This window comes from Algoriphagus vanfongensis DSM 17529 (genome assembly GCF_000429465.1).
GTDB lineage: Bacteria > Bacteroidota > Bacteroidia > Cytophagales > Cyclobacteriaceae > Algoriphagus > Algoriphagus vanfongensis.
Map to the genome: position 1 here is coordinate 316703 of NZ_AUBX01000009.1, position 20405 is coordinate 337107.

Annotated in this window: 23 protein-coding genes; 14 read left to right on the forward strand and 9 right to left on the reverse strand. The window is 42.3% G+C overall.

All coding sequences use genetic code 11. The annotated features are described in order from the left end of the window. Positions 1–54: 54 nt before the first annotated feature. Entirely contained in the window at positions 55–1230 is a 1176-nt protein-coding gene (locus tag G460_RS0102580; RefSeq protein ID WP_035463780.1) for a patatin-like phospholipase family protein, read from the forward strand. On the opposite strand, the gene G460_RS0102585 is transcribed toward G460_RS0102580, so the two are convergent. Next, entirely contained in the window at positions 1231–1563 is a 333-nt protein-coding gene (locus G460_RS0102585) for a hypothetical protein (RefSeq protein ID WP_026953908.1), read from the reverse strand. Positions 1564–1637: 74 nt separating this feature from the next. On the opposite strand from G460_RS0102585, the gene G460_RS0102590 reads away from it, so the two are divergent. The 4 genes from G460_RS0102590 (at position 1638) to G460_RS0102605 (ending at position 5344) form a co-directional block, all read left to right on the forward strand. Next, on the forward strand, positions 1638–2375 hold the full coding sequence (locus G460_RS0102590; RefSeq protein WP_026953909.1) for an electron transfer flavoprotein subunit beta/FixA family protein: 738 nt from the start codon (positions 1638–1640) through the stop codon (positions 2373–2375). Between the two features lie 35 nt (positions 2376–2410). After that, positions 2411–3379, forward strand: a complete 969-nt coding sequence (locus G460_RS0102595; RefSeq protein ID WP_026953910.1) for an electron transfer flavoprotein subunit alpha/FixB family protein — start codon at positions 2411–2413, stop codon at positions 3377–3379. Positions 3380–3385: 6 nt separating this feature from the next. After that, positions 3386–3982, forward strand: coding sequence for a bifunctional nuclease family protein (locus G460_RS0102600; RefSeq protein ID WP_026953911.1), 597 nt, complete (start codon positions 3386–3388; stop codon positions 3980–3982). A gap of 78 nt (positions 3983–4060) precedes the next feature. Next, a complete protein-coding gene (locus G460_RS0102605; protein ID WP_026953912.1) occupies positions 4061–5344 on the forward strand; it encodes a NupC/NupG family nucleoside CNT transporter in 1284 nt (427 codons plus the stop codon). 124 nt (positions 5345–5468) lie between these two features. Here the strand turns inward: G460_RS0102605 and G460_RS0102610 are convergent, their stop codons facing one another. Continuing rightward, positions 5469–5798, reverse strand: coding sequence for a BlaI/MecI/CopY family transcriptional regulator (locus tag G460_RS0102610; protein WP_026953913.1), 330 nt, complete (start codon positions 5796–5798; stop codon positions 5469–5471). Positions 5799–5960: 162 nt separating this feature from the next. Next, entirely contained in the window at positions 5961–6710 is a 750-nt protein-coding gene (locus G460_RS0102615) for an acyl-CoA desaturase (RefSeq protein ID WP_026953914.1), read from the reverse strand. A 136-nt stretch (positions 6711–6846) separates the two neighbouring features. Between G460_RS0102615 and G460_RS0102620 the strand changes: the two genes are divergently transcribed. Beyond that, positions 6847–7209 (forward strand): phage holin family protein, encoded by a 363-nt coding sequence (locus tag G460_RS0102620; protein WP_026953915.1) that lies wholly within the window; start codon positions 6847–6849, stop codon positions 7207–7209. Here the strand turns inward: G460_RS0102620 and G460_RS0102625 are convergent. Further along, positions 7201–7641, reverse strand: coding sequence for an AlbA family DNA-binding domain-containing protein (locus G460_RS0102625; protein WP_026953916.1), 441 nt, complete (start codon positions 7639–7641; stop codon positions 7201–7203). The two genes, G460_RS0102620 and G460_RS0102625, sit on opposite strands and share 9 nt — an antisense overlap. Positions 7642–7728: 87 nt before the next feature. On the opposite strand from G460_RS0102625, the gene G460_RS0102630 reads away from it, so the two are divergent. The 5 genes from G460_RS0102630 (at position 7729) to G460_RS0102650 (ending at position 12635) form a co-directional block, all read left to right on the forward strand. Further along, entirely contained in the window at positions 7729–8286 is a 558-nt protein-coding gene (locus G460_RS0102630) for a hypothetical protein (RefSeq protein ID WP_026953917.1), read from the forward strand. A 58-nt stretch (positions 8287–8344) separates the two neighbouring features. Continuing rightward, a complete protein-coding gene (locus tag G460_RS0102635; protein WP_026953918.1) occupies positions 8345–9247 on the forward strand; it encodes a histone deacetylase family protein in 903 nt (300 codons plus the stop codon). 96 nt (positions 9248–9343) lie between these two features. Continuing rightward, on the forward strand, positions 9344–9943 hold the full coding sequence (locus tag G460_RS0102640; RefSeq protein WP_026953919.1) for an OmpH/Skp family outer membrane protein: 600 nt from the start codon (positions 9344–9346) through the stop codon (positions 9941–9943). A gap of 92 nt (positions 9944–10035) precedes the next feature. Continuing rightward, a complete protein-coding gene (locus G460_RS0102645; protein ID WP_026953920.1) occupies positions 10036–11007 on the forward strand; it encodes a deoxyhypusine synthase family protein in 972 nt (323 codons plus the stop codon). A 2-nt stretch (positions 11008–11009) separates the two neighbouring features. Next, positions 11010–12635: an OmpA family protein gene (locus G460_RS0102650; protein ID WP_026953921.1), complete on the forward strand. Its 1626-nt coding sequence runs from the start codon at positions 11010–11012 to the stop codon at positions 12633–12635. A 38-nt stretch (positions 12636–12673) separates the two neighbouring features. Here G460_RS0102650 and G460_RS0102655 read toward each other — a convergent pair whose 3' ends face one another. Continuing rightward, on the reverse strand, positions 12674–14116 hold the full coding sequence (locus G460_RS0102655) for a Gfo/Idh/MocA family protein (protein ID WP_026953922.1): 1443 nt from the start codon (positions 14114–14116) through the stop codon (positions 12674–12676). Between the two features lie 188 nt (positions 14117–14304). On the opposite strand from G460_RS0102655, the gene G460_RS0102660 reads away from it, so the two are divergent. The 3 genes from G460_RS0102660 (at position 14305) to G460_RS0102675 (ending at position 18506) form a co-directional block, all read left to right on the forward strand. Next, on the forward strand, positions 14305–15915 hold the full coding sequence (locus tag G460_RS0102660) for a beta-N-acetylhexosaminidase (RefSeq protein WP_026953923.1): 1611 nt from the start codon (positions 14305–14307) through the stop codon (positions 15913–15915). A gap of 147 nt (positions 15916–16062) precedes the next feature. Then, entirely contained in the window at positions 16063–17412 is a 1350-nt protein-coding gene (locus G460_RS0102670; RefSeq protein ID WP_026953924.1) for an alanine/glycine:cation symporter family protein, read from the forward strand. Continuing rightward, positions 17409–18506 (forward strand): glycerate kinase family protein, encoded by a 1098-nt coding sequence (locus G460_RS0102675; RefSeq protein ID WP_245578687.1) that lies wholly within the window; start codon positions 17409–17411, stop codon positions 18504–18506. Before G460_RS0102670 ends, G460_RS0102675 begins: the two co-directional genes overlap by 4 nt. A 47-nt stretch (positions 18507–18553) precedes the next feature. Here G460_RS0102675 and G460_RS23150 read toward each other — a convergent pair whose 3' ends face one another. From G460_RS23150 to G460_RS0102695, 4 genes are all read right to left on the reverse strand, one after another. Then, complete coding sequence (locus G460_RS23150) at positions 18554–18703, reverse strand: hypothetical protein (RefSeq protein ID WP_157366851.1); 150 nt, start codon at positions 18701–18703, stop codon at positions 18554–18556. An 86-nt stretch (positions 18704–18789) separates the two neighbouring features. Beyond that, positions 18790–18981 (reverse strand): hypothetical protein, encoded by a 192-nt coding sequence (locus G460_RS0102685; protein ID WP_026953926.1) that lies wholly within the window; start codon positions 18979–18981, stop codon positions 18790–18792. Positions 18982–19267: 286 nt separating this feature from the next. Beyond that, entirely contained in the window at positions 19268–19624 is a 357-nt protein-coding gene (locus G460_RS0102690; protein WP_026953927.1) for a response regulator, read from the reverse strand. A 143-nt stretch (positions 19625–19767) separates the two neighbouring features. After that, the gene (locus tag G460_RS0102695) at positions 19768–20337 is read right to left on the reverse strand and encodes a DUF4136 domain-containing protein (RefSeq protein WP_035463783.1); all 570 of its coding nucleotides are present in this window, start codon (positions 20335–20337) and stop codon (positions 19768–19770) included. Positions 20338–20405: the final 68 nt, after the last annotated feature.

Consider the following 20405-nt stretch of genomic DNA (forward strand, 5'->3'; position numbering starts at 1 on the left):
TCAATTTAGTAAATTGAAGGGAAATGATTTTTGAATCGAAAAATATGGATTTTTATGAAAACACTAGAGGAAAAATTTGACCCCGTTTCAGGGAAAAAAAGGATTTTGGCTTTGGATGGCGGTGGCATCAGAGGAGCACTTAGCCTGGGGTATCTGAAGCATCTGGAAGAACTTTTGCGCGAGCAGCACGACAAGTCAGATCTGTTGCTTTGTGACTATTTTGATATGATAGGAGGGACGAGTACCGGCTCTATCATCGCAGCAGCATTGGCCAAGGGGATGAGTGTGGATGAGATTCGCGATAAGTATTTTGAACTGGGGAAGAAAATTTTTGGGAAAAAGTACAGGTGGTACCGGATCTTCGAAATCGACGATCTACTGAAGGCCAAATATGACGATAAGGCTCTCGTCAAGGAGTTGCAGAATGTATTTGGTGACACCTTGCTCGGTGATCAAGAAGCTGTGAAAACTGCCTTGGTAATCGTAGCCAAGCGAGCAGATACCAATTCGGTTTGGTCCTTAAACAATCATCCAAAAGGCAAATTCTATGATTCTGGGCACGGGGATAATAAATCCATTCCGATTTGGAAATGCGTGAGGGCCAGTGCAGCTGCACCCACCTATTTTCTCCCTCAGTCGATCGAAGTCGGCGGCGACAATGGATTTGCCGCCTTTGTGGATGGAGGGGTGAGCATGGCCAATAATCCTGCCCTGCAATGTCTGATGGTAGCCACTTTGAAGGGATTTCCCTATCACTGGAAGATGGGAGAGGATCAGTTGATGATCGTCTCGGTTGGGACGGGAATGACAAGGTGGAAACGACTGCCTCAAAAGATCGGAAAAAGTACCTTGCTCAATTGGGCTGCAAATCTTCCTGAGATGTTTATGCAAGACGCAAGCTGGCAAAACCAACAGATCCTCCAATGGCTATCTAATTCACCCACGAGTTTTCATATTGACAGTGAGGTAGTAGCGCTCGAGGGAGATATTCTTTCGGATGATGTGGATAGAAAAAAAGGACTGATCCACTACCTGAGATACAACTTGTTTTTGGATCCAGAAGATCTCAATGAGCGCTTTAAACCCGACAAGCTTTATACCCAAAAAGACGCAGACAGTCTGGCAGCAATGGATAATGCAGCTAACTGTAGAAGACTGTACGATTTAGGCTTTCTGGCGGGAGCTCAAGAGTTAAAAACAGATCATTTTCCCCGGTCTTTTATGGTCTGATTAGTCCAGATCATGCTCAAAAAGAAAGTTCTGGTACGCATTTGCCAGTTCCTTGAGAGTTTTGTGTTCTTGGGTGCGCTTGGCTAATGCCATTCCTTTCTCATAGGTTTCCTGCGCCAGGTCCAGCTTTTCCAAAGCCTCAAAAAAATGAGCTGCATGATAATAGGTAGGGAGATAATCGGGAAAATCCTTCAGTAGTTTGCTATAGAGCCCCTGAGCCTCTTGGGTATCAGATTCTTGCAGCTCAAGTGCCAAAGCATACCAATTGAAAGGGTTTTTTGGCTCCTCGATTGTAAATTGTCTGAGAAGACTGATCCTATTCAAATTGCCCATGAATTGTTTTTTTAATTAAGGTATGACTGTTATTTTCACACGAAATAAAACTAAAATAATCAAAACTTTAACCAATGAAGATTCTTGTTTGTATCACCCATGTAGCGGACACTACTTCCAAGATTCAGTTTACTGCCGATAATACTAAATTTGATACTACTGGGGTTCAATTCATTATAGGACCTTATGACGATTATGCTTTAGCTAGAGCTGTAGAACTGAGAGATCAGACTGGAGGGAAATTGACCGTGCTGAATGTAGGAGAAGCTGAAACTGAGCCTACTTTGAGAAAAGCATTGGCAATCGGAGCTGATGAGGCTATTCGGATCAATTCATTTCCGAAGGATTCCATTTTTGTAGCCAAGCAAATAGCCAATCATGCAAAAGAAGCCGGATATGATTTGATTTTGATGGGTAGAGAGTCCATCGATTTTAATGGAGGAATGGTTCATGGAATGGTAGGTGAGCTTCTTGGAGTTCCGTCTTTTTCGCCAGTAATGAAACTGGAAGTGGATGGATCTACAGCCAAAATGGCTAGGGAAATCGAAGGAGGGAAAGAACTACTCGAAGCAGGACTACCTTTGATCGCAGGATGTCAGGAGCCAATCGCAGAATGGAAAATCCCAAATATGCGAGGGATCATGTCTGCGCGGACCAAGCCGCTTACAGTAGTGGAGCCTTCTGGCGATGAGACTCAGGCAGCAGCGGTGAAATATGAGCTTCCTCCAGCTAAAGGAGCGGTGAAGCTGATCGATAAAGACAATGTTTCGGAGCTTGTAAAGCTGCTCAAAAACGAAGCAAAAGTACTTTAATTGATTTTTATTAATTCTAACGTAATCAATAAGATATGTCCATATTAGTATATATAGAAAAAGCAGAGAGCAAAGTAAAAAAGACCAGTCTTGAAGCGGTCTCTTTTGCAAGCGAACTCGCTCAGAAGACAGGAGAAGGAGATGTAGTAGCTTTGGCTCTTGGGAGTTTAGATAGCAGTGAACTAGAAGGAATAGGAAAATCAGGAGCTTCCAAAGTTTTACATGTATCTGACAGTAGACTGGATGATGGTGTGATTCAGGCTCACGCGAGTGCAGTAGCTCAGGCTTTTGAAAAATCCGGTGCCAAGACAGTAGTGCTTGCCAAGTCATCTCTTGGTGATGCAGTAGCGGCAAGATTGGCTGTGAAAATCAATGCAGGTTTGGTATCCAATGTAATTGAGCTACCGGAAATCGGTGCCGAGTACTTGGTAAAGCGAAGTATTTTTACCGGAAAGGCGTTTGCTTACACGAGCTTGACTACGGAAAATAAAATCCTTGCGGTTAAGAAAAATGCTGTGGATTTGAAAACTGACGGTGCAAATGCTGCCGTGGAATCATTGGAAGTAGCTATACCGGATAGTGACTTTGGGTCGAAGATTACGGCTACAGAAAGAGCGACTGGTGAAGTATTATTGCCAGAAGCTGATATTGTAGTCTCAGGTGGCCGTGGGATGAAAGGTCCTGAAAACTGGGGTATGCTGGAAGACCTTGCCAAAACATTGGGTGCAGCCACAGGGTGCTCCAAGCCTGTATCTGATATGGAATGGAGGCCTCATCACGAGCACGTAGGACAAACTGGGGTAAAAGTAGCTCCAAGTTTATATGTCGCGATAGGAATTTCAGGTGCTATTCAGCATCTTGCAGGGGTCAATTCTTCCAAATGTATTCTTGTCATCAATAAAGATCCCGAAGCTCCATTCTTTAAAGCAGCGGATTATGGCATAGTCGGGGACGCATTTGAAATAGTTCCTAAGTTAAACGAAGCACTGAAAGCAGAACTTTAAATTTTTGTGGAAAAACTCATAGAACTTGAGATTTTGGGCCTTACGTCAAACCATTCCCAATCCGGGTCATTCACTCTGATACTGGGAGAGGTAGGAGGTATCAGGAGACTACCGATCATCATAGGGATGTTTGAAGCTCAGGCGATAGCCCTGGAAATCGAAAAAATTATTCCCAACAGACCGATGACCCACGATCTTTTTAAATCCATCGCGCATGGGTTTAATTTTGACATAGATCGTATAGTCATCACTGATATGAAGGAAGGGGTCTACTATGCCAAAATCCAATGTAAAAGTGAGAGGATAGATGCTGAAATAGATGCAAGGCCATCGGATGCTATAGCGATAGCGATCCGATTTGGATGCCCTATTTTCTGCGCTGAAAATGTCATGTCTGAGGCAGCAGTGGAAAACCTGGATATAGAAGGAAAAGAAACACAAACGCCGAAACCTCAGCCAAGTCAGAAATTTCCCTCCAAAAAAGAACCTTCGCTCAAGGATTATAGTCTGGACAAGCTCAATCAGATGCTTGATAAGGCCATATCCAATGAAGACTATGAGAAAGCCGCAAGGATAAGGGATGAAATAAATAAAAGAAACTAGCCTAATTTGAAGTCCTGAGTGATCAGGACTTTTTTCTTGCCTCAGTCATTCCTATTTTTAGCCCTTAACAAAATTCGCATGGATTATATTAGAGGTGTCTTTGGCCTTCTGGTCATTGTTTTAGTAGCTTATATTTTTTCAAATGACAGAAAGAAGATTGACTGGAGACTGGTGGGGATAGGTGTTGCTTTGCAACTGGTTTTTGGCTTTCTGATCACCAAGGTACCTTTAGTGGCTGCAGGTTTCTCACTCTTATCTGACGGCTTTGTGAAGTTCTTGAGCTTTTCCGAAGACGGTGCCAGATTTATATTCGGAGACCTCGCAGGAGATACCTTTGGGTTTATTTTCGCTTTTAAAGTACTCCCTACAATAGTGTTTTTTTCGACAGTTTCGGCAGGGTTGTACTACCTCGGTATTTTGCAAAAGATCGTATTCGGGATCGCTTGGGTGATGGCCCGTACTATGAGACTGTCTGGCCCCGAAAGCTTGTCTGCCGCAGGAAACATTTTCTTGGGGCAAACGGAAGCTCCTTTATTGGTTCGTCCGTTTATACCGCAGATGAGTAAGTCTGAACTCATGTGCCTCATGACAGGAGGGATGGCGACGATTGCAGGAGGGGTTTTGGCAGGATATGTTGCGTTTTTGGGTGGAGATAGCCTGGAGGAGCAAAGTAAATTTGCTGCCTATTTACTCGGAGCCAGTATCATGAATGCACCAGCGGCCATCGTTTTGTCCAAGATCTTTATCCCTGAGACTGAGAAGAAGCTTGTTCAGGACAAGCTGGAAGTCAACAAAGAAAGCATGGGGGTCAATCTGATAGATGCGATGTCTATCGGTGCATCAGAAGGTTTGAAACTTGCCCTCAACGTAGGAGCGATGCTTTTGGCTTTTATAGCTGTCATCGCTGCTGTTAACTTTTTGCTAAGCGGATTGCTTGGCGAGTATACTGGCTTGAATGCGTTTGTCATCAACTCTACCGGAGGTCAGTTTGATGGCTTTTCACTGGAATATATTTTTGGACAGATTTTTCGGGTATTTGCTTGGGTGATCGGAGTGGAGTGGGGAGATACACTTCAAGTAGGTAGTTTGTTGGGGCAAAAAACAGTGATCAACGAATTTGTGGCTTATCTCTCCTTATCTGAAATGAAAGCCGCTGGTACCCTTACTTCCAAATCAGTCGTAATTGCTACCTATGCGTTGTGCGGGTTTTCCAATTTCTCTTCTATTGCGATCCAACTAGGAGGTATCAGTATCATTGCTCCAAATCAACAGGGTAACTTGAGTCGATTAGGTCTCAAGTCCTTAATGGCAGCCTCTTTGGCATGTCTCATGACAGCAACTATCGCAGGAATGTTGTTCTAAGGAAAGATAGGGCACTAAAAAACCTTATTGATACAGTTCAATAAGGTTTGTGTCAATACTGTTCTTGAACAGAGATTGAGTTGGGTTTGATGTTAGTTAGTTGAAGTAAAGTTATTTACCCAAATTATTGGTAAGTTTTGTTATTGAGTGATTCATCATTTTTGAAAAACTCAGTCAATTTCCCGAATGAATTGTCAAAGTATCCTTCCAGCATTTTTTTGATGATGAAAGTTCTGTATTCGTCTTTGGAAACAATTGGGAAGTATTCGTGACTTTTTCCGTAGGATTTATGGCTCACAAAGCCTTTTCTTTCTAAGATTCTTACAATTGTTGATACTGTGTTGTAAGCTGGTTTTGGTTCTGGCATTGGTGTAAGAATGTCCTTCACAAACCCCCTTTCTAGTTGCCAAAGATTCTGCATGATCTCTTCTTCGGCCCTTGTTAATGGTTTCATAAGATTTTTGTTTAAGGTGCTAAGGTATAATCTTATGAAAATTATTGGTTTAGTTTCTTAAATCCAAGAAAAATCCAATTTTAAGTGGAATATTTTAGTTCTGTTTTCCAAGTGATTGAAATTCTGGGAACTAAAAAAAGGGACTATCTAGTCCCTTTATAATTATGCCGTTCTTAATTTAATTATTCCTGAAGCGTGGAGTAATTTGACGATTGGATAGGTTGGGTCAAATTCATACCATTTCACCGCAAAATTGGGTCTGTTGGGCAATTTGTGATGATTGTTTTGGAATAACTCTCCTAGCATTAAGACATCAAGTAGCAAGCTGTTTTTGGATTTATCGTTGTTGTCAAAGTTGGCATAGCCATACTTGTGACCGCTCCAATTGACGATAGCACCATGTACAGGTCCCATCAAGAAGTGAATTGGTAGCAAAAAATACATCCACCAATGGGTTCCCGGAAGTTCAAATACAGAAATGCAAAGCACATAAATAAGCACATATAGAAGTCCCCAAGCTACCCGCACGCCCATATTGTCAGCAAATCTGTCAAATTTGTTCCAGTCCGGAATGTCTTTGGAAAAACGCTCCTCTGGCTTGAGCTTGAAGCTAAAATAATCGTTGTAAATATTTTTGGTCTTCCACATCATAGTAAACAAGTTCTCTGTGTGATGCGGACTATGAGGATCTTTTGGAGTATCGCTATAGGCGTGGTGCATGCGGTGCAGGATAGCATATGCTCTTGGTGAAAGATAGGAGCTTCCCTGCCACATCCATGTGAATAAGTAGAAGAACTTTTCCCAGAATTTATTCATCACAAACATCTGGTGGGCTGCATATCGATGAAGGAAAAAGCTTTGGCAGAACAGTGAAAAATACCAGTGTAATAAGAAGAAGAGAATGATAATCACGTTGTGCTTATTTAGATTAATTTTTTGCAAATATAAAAGGTCAGGCTTCAATTTTAAAGCCAAATCCCAACTTGCTGCTCTTCAACTGCATGATTTAAATCATTTTCTTCTAAATTCATCCTACTAAAAGATTATCATGGCTCAAAAAAATCAAGCATCCTCTTTTTTGGTGAAAATTCTTCTCGGAGGTATTTCGGTATTGATTGCCGAGTTTTTTCTCGCGGGGATCAGTATCGATACCTGGGTGACAGGATTTCTACTGGCAGCCATCCTGATTTTGATCAATTTGACCATCAAGCCACTGATGATCCTATTGACGCTTCCATTGACGTTGTTGACTTTTGGTCTTTTTCTACTGGTGATCAATGCCCTCGTAATTCTTCTGGCGGACCGGATCATCCCTGGGTTTGAAGTAGATGGATTTTGGTGGGCGATGTTGTTTGCGATTGTATTGAGTATTGTCAATTCACTCTTTGGTAATAAGCTGGGATCAGATTAGTAGCCTTGTCTGATCACCTTCTCTGATGTAGATTTTCTCAGTTCCGTCTTTGCTCAGTACTCTAATGGGCTGTTCTGATTTGAGGATTGTGACTTTGAGGATTGTTTTTTCTTCAGTTTCGTATGGACTGGGATTTGGATCATGCCAGAGGATGGTTTCTATGGTATAGCTGACCTTTGGGATGCAGTATGTTTCATTGGCCGAATCCAGCATGTACATCTCCTCATTGGGGTCGATTCCTATGATCTTCTTTTGGTCAGAAATCCCCACTACCAGTATTCCACCTTGAGTATTTGCAAGGGAGGCAAGAGATTTTGCGATTTTTGATTTGGAAGTTACTTTCTGCTTGAATTCCAGTAAGTTGTTTTCTCTGGATTTTAGTAAATAATTAACAAAATCTTCATCAAACTTTTCTAAATTGTCTTTACTCATTTATATTTTGATAGTATATTCCTTGGTAATTCACCGAGTGGAGCTATATTTCCCAAGTGAAATTAATTACCCCTAATTTTTAATTCTATGTCACTACCAAATCCTGGATTTGATCCTAATGAAATTGAAAAGCTCAAGAAGGAGCTCAAAGCATCTGGAAGATCTTATCAGTTGATTCCTGATGATGAAAATTCAGACGAATTTGTGAATTTCTACTTCATTGGCATGTTTGAAGGCAAAGAGGTGGTTTATGATGCGGCTCTTTATACGTTGAGGTTGCATCATGCCAGTGAAGTATACGAATTGGCAGAGCATGAAGCTGCAAAGAAATTTCCCAATTTCAATGGGATTCAATATGAAGAAGACGAAAACGGCAATCTTTTGCCTCTATCTAGTGAAGAGGAAGAAGTGGGATGGTTCATCACTGAGATGATCATGGAGATAGAAGAGGAGGAGACGGTCAAAGTGCAAGAATTCGTAGATATCGATACCCATCATGATTATGGTATCGGTGTGGATGGCGCTTTGAATGTTGAATTTATAGATGAAAAGGTGATTCAAAAATTCATCAAGGAGTTTAATGATGATACGCTGGTCTTGGACGAGACAGCCTATTCCTTTCAGTCCGAAGAGGAAGATGTTTGATAGATAAAAACTGAAACTATATTTTAGCGAGCTTGTTAGTAATGACAAGCTTTTTTTTATGCTCAAAATTGCCTACTCACCCTCGTATTGCCACCCTCTTCCAGCAGGCCATCGATTTCCCATGGAGAAATATGAGCTTCTGCCGCTGCAGTTGCGTCATGAAGGTACAGCCGTAGATGATAATTTTTTTAGTCCTAGGCCAGCTAATGAAGCCTCAATTTTACGTGCTCATACGCCTGATTATTGGAATAAGTTGAACACTCTCAGTTTGTCGAAATCTGAAATCAGAGCAACGGGCTTCCCACTGAGCCAAGACTTGGTAGACCGGGAGGTTTTGATAGCAGGGGGATCTATTGAAGCTGCGGAGTTTGCGCTTCAGCATGGCATCGCTATGAATATTGCAGGCGGCACACATCATGCTTACTCGGATCGCGGGGAGGGCTTTTGTCTGCTCAATGATCTGGCCATCACCGCCAGATGGCTTCAAAATAATCAGTTGGCAGCACACGTACTGATCATAGATTTGGATGTGCATCAGGGAAATGGAACTGCAGAAATTTTCAGGGAAGACCCTACGGTTTTTACCTTGAGTCTTCATGGAGCCAAAAATTATCCCCATCGAAAGGAAATGTCTGATTTGGATGTGCCATTGGAGGATGGTATCACAGATGAAGCGTATCTGAAGCAACTTCAAAATGCTTTGGATCAGGTTTTCAATCAATTTGAACCTGACTTCATTCTTTATCAATCCGGTGTAGATGTATTGGCTACAGATAAGCTGGGAAGACTGGGACTGAGCTTGGCAGGCGTGCATCAACGGGATCGCATAGTTTTAAATTTGGCCAAAGAGCTTGGTGTACCTATCCAATGCAGTATGGGAGGTGGCTACAGCCAAAAAATCAGCCAGATCATAGAAGCTCACGCTCAAGTGTACCGGCTTGCGCAAGAATTGTATTTTTGAAGCTTCACTTATTTTAAGACAGGCTTTGAGCTACTTTCCTTGCAAAATCAATACTTTCTTTATATTTGCGCCCTTGACAACATTAACTATTAGAAAGTGAAAAAGGGATTTAAATTCTTAGGAGTACTGGGTTTAGCTTCAGTGCTTTTTTATGCATGTGATCAAAAAACTGCTGGAACTGAGACCGCTGCTTCTGGTGAGAGTTCTAAAGTATCAGGGGATTTCAAAATCGCCTATGTGTATACTGATAGCGTGATCAATAAATATGATTATTTCGTCAAAAAATCTGAAGAGCTAACCGACAAAGGGAAAAAATTCGAAGGTGATCTTCAAAGCCGTGCCAGAGGATTTGAGCAGGAAGTTTCCAATTTTCAGCAAACTGGTGGTAATATGACTCCCAATCAGCAAAGAGCAAAGCAAGAGGAGCTGATGAAAAAGGAGCAAAACCTTGTGACTTATAGAGACAACTTGATGCAAGAGCTTTCAGTAGATGAAGCAAATCTCTACAATGAAGTATACGAGCAAGTACAGAAATATCTGAAGACATACGCAGAGCAAAATGAGCTTGATCTGATCTTGAGCTATACCAGAGGCGGAGCTGTATGGTATGGAGTGGATGCCCTGGATGTGACTACATCAGTGATCGACGGGTTGAATCAGGAGTATGCAAAAACTCCAGCTGATTCTGCAAAATAAGAGAATCAAAATTCTAAAATTGAACCCGGCATAGTCCGGGTTTTTTTGTACTCTATTTTTGGGTATTTTTGGAGCAAATTCAAATCTAAGACATGAAAATCACGGAATTTTTAAAACATCATTATCGACATTTCAACGCCGCAGCCCTGATAGATGCTGCTGAAGGATATAAGACTCATCTAGATGAAGGAGGGAAGATGATGGTGACCTTGGCAGGTGCGATGTCCACGGCAGAGTTGGGGATTTCACTGGCTGAAATGATCAGACAGGATAAAGTCCAGATCATTACTTGTACAGGTGCCAACTTGGAGGAAGATGTGTTTAACCTCGTCGCTCATGATTATTACGAGCGGATTCCTAACTATCGAGACCTTTCTCCTGAGCAAGAGCAAGATCTTCTGGATAGACATATGAATCGGGTGACTGATACGTGTATTCCAGAGATGGAAGCCATGAGAAGGATTGAAGATGTGATTTTGGAAGAATGGGAAAAAGCGGATCAAGCTGGAGAGGCATATTTTCCGCATGAGTTTTTCTACAAAATCTTGCTTTCGGGCAAATTGGAAGCTTCCTATCAGATAGATCCGAAAAATAGCTGGTTGTTGGAAGCAGCCAAGAAAAACCTTCCGATCATCGTACCAGGATGGGAAGATTCCACCTTGGGCAATATGTTTGCCGGCCATGTGATCTCAGGTGATATCAAGAATGTGCACACTGTAAGAAGCGGCATTGAATACATGATGTTTTTGGCAGAATGGTATACTCAAAATGCTACAGATGAAAGTAAAGTTGGATTTTTCCAGATTGGCGGGGGAATTGCAGGAGATTTCCCTATCTGCGTGGTTCCGATGTTGCATCAGGATCTTCAGCGGGACAATGTACCGCTTTGGGGGTACTTCTGTCAGATTTCTGACTCTACCACTTCCTATGGTTCCTATTCTGGAGCTGTGCCCAATGAAAAAATTACTTGGGGCAAATTAGGACTGGATACACCCAAATTTATCATTGAATCAGATGCAACAATTGTGGCCCCGCTGGTATTTGCCATCGTTTTGGGTCAATAATTATGAAAAATTTCAAATCGTATTTTCAAAAAGCAGGCAGTACTTTACTGCTTGCTTTCTGTTTTTATCAACACACCAACGCGCAAGAGATTCAGGTTTTATCCGGGGCCAATAGTCCTCAGGATGATCAAAATCCTGTTTGGATTGGAGATGGAACTTTGCTTTTCACAAGAGCCTATCACCCGGGTAATCTCGGAGGCGTTACAGATCCAGGGGATATCTGGATGAGTAAAAAGAATGAAGAAGGCAAGTGGTCGGAGGCGATTCATCGTCCTGACCTGAGTACTCCAGGATACGATTTTCCAATAGGGTTGGAAGATATATTGACACTTCTGGTCTATCACCGGGATGAGGAGAAGCATGGTGTCTATCATTATTCCAAGTTTGGGACAGAGTGGAATTTCTTGAGGAAGCTGGAAGTGGAAGGGATAGAGGAGTTGCAGGGAAATGTGACCGGTAGGATATCTAAGGGAGGTGAATACATTTTTTTGTCAGCTAAAAGAGGTGATAGCCGCGGCAACGAGGATATCTATCTCGTCAAAAAAAATGCAGTTATCCAATGGGAAAGGCCCGTGCACGTAGGAAATGTGATCAATACCCCGGGACAGGAAATCAGTCCATTTTATGATCCCGAGAAGCAGTTGCTCTATTTTTCATCCAATATGCAAGAGGGAGCTAGCGGTAAGGATATTTTTATTGCAAAGGCATTGGATGAGTCCCTTTTGAACTGGAGTCAACCGGTCAAATGGGAGCAAATAAGTTCTCCGGGATCGGAGGGTACAGTGACTTTTATATCTGATAATGAAGTCGTTTGGACAAGCACACAGAACAGTGATGGTTTTGCCGATTTATTGACTTTCAAAAACCCGGAGATACTCGATATTCCAAATGATTTTGAGGCACCAAAGACAGTCGCTTTGAGTCAGGCAAAAGAGGAAAATAGCGTGAAAGTCCAAGAAATTGCGCCGATTTACCCATCTTCTAGCGTGGGGGTGCCTGAGATCACTATTCAGGAAAAGTCTATTCAAGTAGTGGAAAACCCTCTCCAATGGCTGGTTATTGACCAAAAAAATAAAACAAGAATTCTGGATTTCACCCTGCAGGGTAAGAAGGAAGACAGCTGGGTCAACTTAGTGTTGGATTCCTTGAAACTTTCGGAGGTGAAAAACGCAGGTGTCAGCGAACTGCGATTTGAGTCCGCAGGATTTTTTCCCAATAGTATTGCTGCTGGTTCTATTTTGTCCGACGAACCGAATGTGGTACTTCTCGCAAAAGCAGAGGCAGGCACAAGTCTGACTTTGGAAAAAGTGAGCTTTAAAAGAGGTACGTCCGAACTAGAAGGCCAACATACATTCGAATACTTGGATGAAATAGCCGAATTTCTCAAGAAGAATGAAGGATTTAAAATTCGGATCAATGGCCATACCGATAGTGCCGGGGATCCTGGACTGAATAAGGCACTTTCCCTTGAAAGGGCAGGAGCTGTCAGAGACTATCTTGTCGAGAACGGAATAGGTTTCGAAAGATTAAGGATTTCTGGCTGGGGAGGCACGAGGCCTGTGGCATCGAATGCGACAGAAGCCGGAAGGTCCAAAAATCGAAGAGTCGATCTGACTGTAGAAAATTGAAAAAAGTAAAGGCCCGAATTCAATCGGGCCTTTTCTGTTTATAAGGTGAAATCTCCTCGGTAGTCTCTTTTGACAAATTGGTTGGCAGGCTCAAAATTCGTGATTTTCATATTAGGGCCATCCCATACGAGTTTGATTCCTCGACCTGGATAGTCAAACTGATTCTCGCTTCCTGCTCTAGGCACTCGGTAGTCGTATGAGCGGATGGCAAGGTTGCCCATCAGCACTGATTCGGTCAGTGGACCAGCTACACTAAATGGAGAGCTGAGTTTTTCGTATTGCTCAGAGCCATAGCCTCCAATACATGCTTCCACCCAATTATTGTAGTGACCTCGATCTCCATCAGGTACACGATAAATCGTCTCTGGTACGTTGATGTCTTTGGTTTTTGAGGTAGGAAGAAGTTGTGGGTTGATTCCGTAGGTGGAGCACATCATCTTTCCTTTAGTACCTTCTATGATGACGCCATTTCCCCCATCGCCCATTTGTTCGTTGGGTTCTAGCTCCTCAGGACGAGTAGGCTGAATGCCACCGTCCATCCAATGAAACTCCAAGTCCTCTTTTCCAGGTCTATCAAATCTCAGTGTGATATGTGAGGAAGGAGGGCAGCTTTCTGGGAAATAGCCTCTATTGAATTCTCCTACATAAACCGAACCTACGGAGCATTCGGCTGATTTTGGATAGCCTAGACCCAATACACGGAATGGCGGCTCCATAATATGACAGGCCATGTCTCCTAAAGCACCAGTGCCATAGTCCCACCAGCCTCTCCAGTTAAACGGTACCAAATTGCCCACATAATCTTTGTAAGGTGCGGTACCTAGCCATAGATCCCAATCCAAATCTTCCGGTGGAGTCACAGGCGTGCTTGGCCATTGGATTCCTTGTGGCCATACAGGTCGATTGGTCCATGAGTAGACTTTGGTAGCTTCACCGATCAAGCCTGCATCATACCATTCTACCATTTTGCGTACACCATCACCTGACGAACCTTGATTTCCCATCTGGGTGACTACCTTATACTTTTCAGCAGCTTCGGTGAGCATTCTTGCTTCATAGATGTCATGTGACATCGGTTTCTGCACATAGACGTGTTTGCCCATTTTCATCGCCATCATAGCAATGACTGCATGCATGTGATCAGGAGTGGAAACGGATACCGCATCTATGTTTTTTTCCTCTTTCTCGAGCATGATTCGGAAATCCTTGTAATAATTGGCTTTGGGATGTGCTTCGCGACTTTGCTTGGCTCTCGTATCATCCACATCACAAAGTGCGATCATGTCGACTTTGCCAGAATTGTAGATACCTCGTACATCTCCGGCTCCCATTCCTCCCACACCTACGGATGCAACTCTCAGCTTATCGCTTGGAGCGATATAGCCAGGGCCACCCAGTACATGCCTTGGGACAATGTAAAAACCGGCCATTGCCAGTGAAGAGGATTTGATAAAATCCCTTCTTGAATTTTTTCCTTTCATGGTCTATTGTTTATCGGAATTCAAAAGTTTAAATATAAAATGATAAATCTTATCCTAGTTTTGATTTTTGACAAATGGAAAAGAGTTTCTACGCATGGATATGAATCCTTCTTTTGTAAATATATGTTTTTAACGATAGGAGATTTATAAAATTTTCCATTAAGTTTACTTAAATCCAAATTAGAATCATGAACAAACGCCTAGCTGTTTTAGCCTTGGGATTGAGTATATCCCTTTTTTCTTGTCAAAAGCAAGAGAGTCAATTGTCAGATACAGGTCTGATCCCTTTGCCAGTCAACCTTACGAATGGAAGTGGTCATTTTGAATTAGCGGAGACCAGCAGCATTCAATTGGTAGGCTCTGGTGAAAAACTGAGCTTTATTGGAGAATTTCTTGCCTCTAAATTGAGACCTTCTACAGGCTTTGATATTCCGGTGGGTACAGACGAAGGAACTATCGTTTTGGAACTAAAGGGTGGTGATAGTGCTTCGGAAGCTTATGATTTGGTGATTTCAGAGGATAGAATCAGTATCCAGGCCAGTAGTGCGGCAGGCTTGTTTTATGGTGTGCAGACTTTAATTCAGGCTTTTCCACCAGCTATTCTTGAAACGTCCCCAGTTGGAACAGCTTTGACTGTACCAGCTGGATCTATTTCCGACAGTCCTGATTTTGGATACAGGGGTAGTATGCTGGATGTGGCAAGGCATTTTATAGCGATGGAAGATGTCAAACATTACATTGACTTGATGGCAGAGCTCAAATATAATGTGCTCCATCTACACTTGACTGATGATCAAGGGTGGAGAATAGAAATCAAATCTTGGCCAAAACTCGCCGAAATTGGTGGGAGTACAGAGGTGGGAGGAGAAAACGGAGGTTTTTATACCCAAGAAGAATATACTGAGATCGTCAATTATGCAGCAGATCGTTTTATTACCGTCATACCTGAGATCGATATGCCTGGGCATACCAATTCTGTATTGGCATCCTATGGCGACTTGAACTCAGGAATCAATCTGCCAGATGGAGATACCAAGACAATCGTCAAATCAATAGAGAAAGCAGAGGATGCTCTGGGAGGCTCTAATATTCAGCGAGAAGCTGCTGAGTTGTACACAGGGATCGAGGTTGGCTTCAGTACACTTGATACGGATCTGGAACTTACTTATCAGTTTGTCGAAGATGTAGTCAGAGAATTGACTGCTTTGACACCTGGACCATATTTTCATATTGGAGGCGATGAGTCCCATGTGACCAAAAAAGATGATTATATCTACTTTGTGGAGCGGGTGCAGGAGATTGTCAAAAACTATGGAAAAACAAGTATTGGCTGGGACGAAATAGCTACAGCCAGTCTTTTGAAAGGGAACGTCGCTCAGTTTTGGGCGAAAGAAGAAAATGCCAAATTGGCTAAGGAGCAAGGAAATCAAATCTTGATGTCTCCAGCCAAAAGAGCCTACTTGGACATGCAGTATGACTCTACTACTAGAATAGGCTTGCATTGGGCTGCCTACATCGAGTTGGACTCAGCCTATCTATGGGATCCTGCGACATATGCAGATGGTATCGCAAAGTCAGATATTTTAGGGGTGGAAGCTCCTCTTTGGACAGAAACGGTCACCGATAGAGATGATATGGAATATTTGACTTTCCCTCGATTAGCAGCGATCGCTGAGGTAGCTTGGACGCCTTCCAGCTTGAGAACGTGGGAAGGATTCCAGAAAAGAATTCAGATTCAAGGCAAACGTTGGGATATTCAAGGAGTGAATTTTTATAAATCACCAACGGTCACCTGGTAATTGATAGTCTGTCAAAAAGCCCAAGTCAAATACAAAGACTTGGGCTTTTCTTTTGAGAAAGCGGAGAGAATCTTTGAAATTTGGTAAAATACAGACTAATATGGATGTCGATTTTACTTCACACAGACTGATCAAATCAAAAACTTAATGGGAGATATTATTGTAGCCTTTGCCAATTGGATTTGGGGCACGCCGATGTTGATATTACTGATGGGAGGAGGCTTGATCCTCTTGGTTCACTCAGGATTCATACCTTTTCGCAAAATCGGTCATTCTATCAGTTTGCTTCGAGGCAAATATGATGATGACTTGGCTCCAGGCCAGATTACGTCCTTTCAGGCCTTGTCTGCAGCCATTGCAGCTACTGTCGGTTTGGGAAATATTTCGGGAGTAGCTATAGCTATCAGCATGGGAGGTCCCGGTGCGATTTTTTGGATGTGGGTTTCAGCATTCGTCGGAATGGCGACCAAGTTTTACAGTTGTAGCTTGGCGATAATGTTTAGAGGCAAGGATTCTTCAGGAGAAATACAAGGAGGTCCTATGTATGTGATTGAGCAAGGGATGGGTAAAAAGTGGAAATTCCTTTCAGTGATATTTTGCGTTGCTGGCATTTTGGGATTGCTTTCCATTTTTCAGGCAAATCAGCTTTCTGCAGTTTTTAGGGCCGTGATGCTGGAGCCTGCCGGAGTGGAAAGTACAGAGACTGTCCGTTGGATCATTGGAGTCACGATGATGGTGATCGTTGCAGGTGTCATTTTAGGAGGGATTCAACGAATCGCTACGGTTGCTTCCAAATTGGTTCCTTTTATGGTTGCCCTTTACTTTGGTTCAGTGTTGATTATTGTTTTCAAATACATTGGTGAGGTACCGGATATGCTGGTCAAAATTGTCACAGATGCATTTACTGGAAACGCTGTAGCTGGGGGAGTGGTAGGAGCTGTCATCATTACTGGTGCCAGAAGAGCTGCTTTTTCGAATGAGGCAGGTATAGGCACAGCTCCTATGGTTCATGGGGCTTCCAAAAACAATGAGCCGATTCGTGAAGGTTTGATTGCGATGTTGGGGCCATTTATTGATACAGTGGTCGTTTGTACCTTGACTGCCTTGGTGATCATGCTCACGGGAGTTTGGCAGGACTCAGAAGTGGACGGTGTCAGAATGACTCTCAATGCATTTGAAGTAGCACTTCCATCCGTTGGAAAATACCTCCTGATGATAGCTGTATTGATCTTTGCTTTGTCTACCATGTTCACGTATTCCTACTATGGGCATAAGTGTTTCAATTACCTTTTTGGCGCAGACAAGGCCAATTATTACAATTACTTCTACCTGCTGACGATTGTAGCCGGTGCAGTGGTTTCTTTGGAAGTGGTCATTAGCTTGGTGGATGGCTTGTATGCGATCATGGCTATTCCTACGATGATTTCGACGATCTATCTAGCTCCCAAAGTCAAGGCGGCGGCAAAGGACTATTTTGAGAGGATGAAAGCTCAATGATGAAAATCCTGATTGCTCCCAATGCGCTGAAAGGCAGTTTGTCAGCTTCGCAAACAGGGGCAATCATTGCTGATTTTTTAAAAAGTAAATTTCCCGGTCATTTGCTTCAAGTGATTCCGATAGCAGATGGGGGAGATGGTACCTGTGAGTTATTGGGATATAATTTAGGATTGGAGTCACATACATGCTGGACTCTGGATGCTTTGGGGCGGAGTATGGTAGGAAGTCTCGCCTGGGATAGTGACAATCACCGTGCTTATTTGGATGTGTCCACAGCCTCTGGGATCGGTAAGTTGACAAAGGAAGAAAAGCTGCCTAAAAGCACATCGACTTTTGGGACAGGCCTGTTGATCAAAGAGGCTATTCGCATCGGAGCCAAAGAAATTGTACTTGGGCTAGGAGGAAGTGCAACCATTGATTTGGGGTTGGGAATCTTACAGGGGCTAGGTTTTCATTTTTTAAGTCAAAATGGAAGGTCGATTACTCCCTATTCTGATCAGATTTTGAATCAGCTTAGCCATATTCAAGTACCGATTCCTTTTCCCAAAATAAAATTCAAATTCCTCTGTGATGTCAGAAATCACTTGCTTGGTCCTCAAGGAGCTGTCACTGTGTTTGGCCCTCAAAAGGGCTTAAAACCATCCGAAGTCCAAAACTTTGAAGATGATTTGTATTCCGCATTACAGCGCGTATATGCTAAGGCGAATGTAGACTTTGAGGATCTAGCTGGATTCGGAGCGGCAGGAGGTATAGCTGCAGGCCTGAGCGCTTTCTTTGATACGGAGATTGAGTTTGGCTCCTCCTTCTTTTTTGACCAGGTTGGGATCACTCAAGAAGTCAAAAATGCCGATCTGGTCATTACAGCTGAGGGAAGGTATGATTCTCAGTCGATGGAGGGAAAAGCTTGCTATGAACTTCTAAAAATCTGTCGACAGTACAATAAACCCAGTGTCTTGATCTCTTCAGGAAATGAGGGAAGCAAGGCAGGTTTTACTCAATTTGTTCAGTTGCCTGATTTGAACTTTCAACATGCGGATTGGAAAAATGAGGCAAAGCAAAATCTGCTTCATTCACTCGACACTATTCGACTATAAACAAAAAAAGAGGCCATGGGCCTCTTTAAAATTCATATATTGGAAACTTAATGATCTCCTTTTTTGCCTTTGGAGAAAGTGCTTCTCACATCAATGGCTGAAATTCCTGCTCCCAATCCAATCAGGCAGCAAACGATTAATAGGAACAATTGTGCACCTGAAGCAATAGGAGAGCTGAAAATATCTAGTAGTATCATAGTAATTCGATCTGTGACTATTTTGAATGCCCGAAGATAATTTCAAAGCGTGAAAATACCAACTTTGACGCTTCGCAATTCAAATTTTAGTCGAGGTCGTCGAAATCATCCTCAAAGTCTTCTTCGAAATCCTCTTCCTCTTCGTCAAAGTCCATGATATTATCATCGACGAACTCATTTTCTTCGTCTAGATCATATTCATCTTCGAAATCGGCTTCGAAATCATCCTCTTCTTCGAAGTCTTCAAATTCATCGAAATCGTCTTCAAAATCCTCCATAGCGTTGTTTTAATGGGTTTTTTAATATTTGATACGAAATAAAATAAAATTTCAATTCACTCAATATTCCTGCTGTTAATTTTTTTTCGCCTAGTCTTTAAATAATAGTTTCTAGAAGAAATAGGGGGCAAGTTTAGAGTTGTTCAAACGCTTTTTGCTTGGAGCTTTTGGATCAAGTCATTGAAGCCCCATGCAGAATTTTATTCCCTCATAAGAGAGATACTCAGGATAAGTTACAAAGAAAGGTGATGAAAGAAATCTGCTTCTTTTAAAAATCTCTAGAATATCAATGAAAAATATTTTTGATGTATTTCTTGATGAGAGGTTTTGATAAATAATCTTTGACCATCTGATAAGTACCTGCCTTATTGATGTCCCTTTCGTCCACAGAACTACTCAATATGTAGATTTCTGCCTCATTATTGTTTGAGTCAAAATTATCCAAGAAATCCCAGCCTGTCATCTCTGGCATATTCAGATCCAAAAACAGGTAATTTGGGCGGATAGCATAGATTTCACTCAATGCAGCTCTAGCACTTTGGTATTTAAAGAACTGACAAGGCTCTTTTACGTTGCGGGTGATCAGTTTCTCGGTCACGAAAGTGCTGATCGGATCATCATCTATTAATACAATAGTTAGCATTCAAATGCAAATAAATGTGGCTAAACTGCAAATAAACTATTACAAAAGTAATATTCTTTTAGGATAACACAAATATTCTGCCAAAGAAGACGTTAAACTTAGGTCTGATAAGATGGAACTAAAGGAAAATCAGGTGAATAGATTTAATTCACAGCTTCTGAAAGATATCTTTCAAGGATTTTGTCGGTGGCCTGAATGACTTTTTTCTCCTTCGATTTGGGACTTGATACTTCCGTGACTCCAGTCAGCGTCATGAGAAATTTGTCTTCTTTCGGATCTATAAAATCCACTATGACCTGCAGCAATTCATAATTTTCAGTTCTCCGCTCGTAGCCATAAGGAGAATAGGGGCCATACATTCGTGGGTCCCAGACTCTGTAGCCCCACATGGGGTATGGGTTAGAGTAGTTGGTGCTTTCTCGCTGTCTTTGATCCTCATTGGAAGTATAGCGAATGACCAAGTCTGGCGTTGCTTTATCATAGACCATTCCTTGCGACTCAAGGGAAGCACGGATATGTTCCTGAACTTTCTCATCAAGGTATTGAGCAGAAAAACCCCGGATGTTCACTTCCTGGTTGACGATGACAAATGAACTGTAACTTCGTCTAACCGGGATTTCCGTATTCTCTTTGAATATTTCTATAGAACTGCAGGAGGAGAATCCCGAGAGAAGTATCAGAAAAAGGAAAGGGGTGAATTTTCGAAAGGGCATATTGAAGTGTTTTTACAAACTAAAACGACTGCGGTCAATTAAGGTTGATTTTTGAAAATAACGAGCAG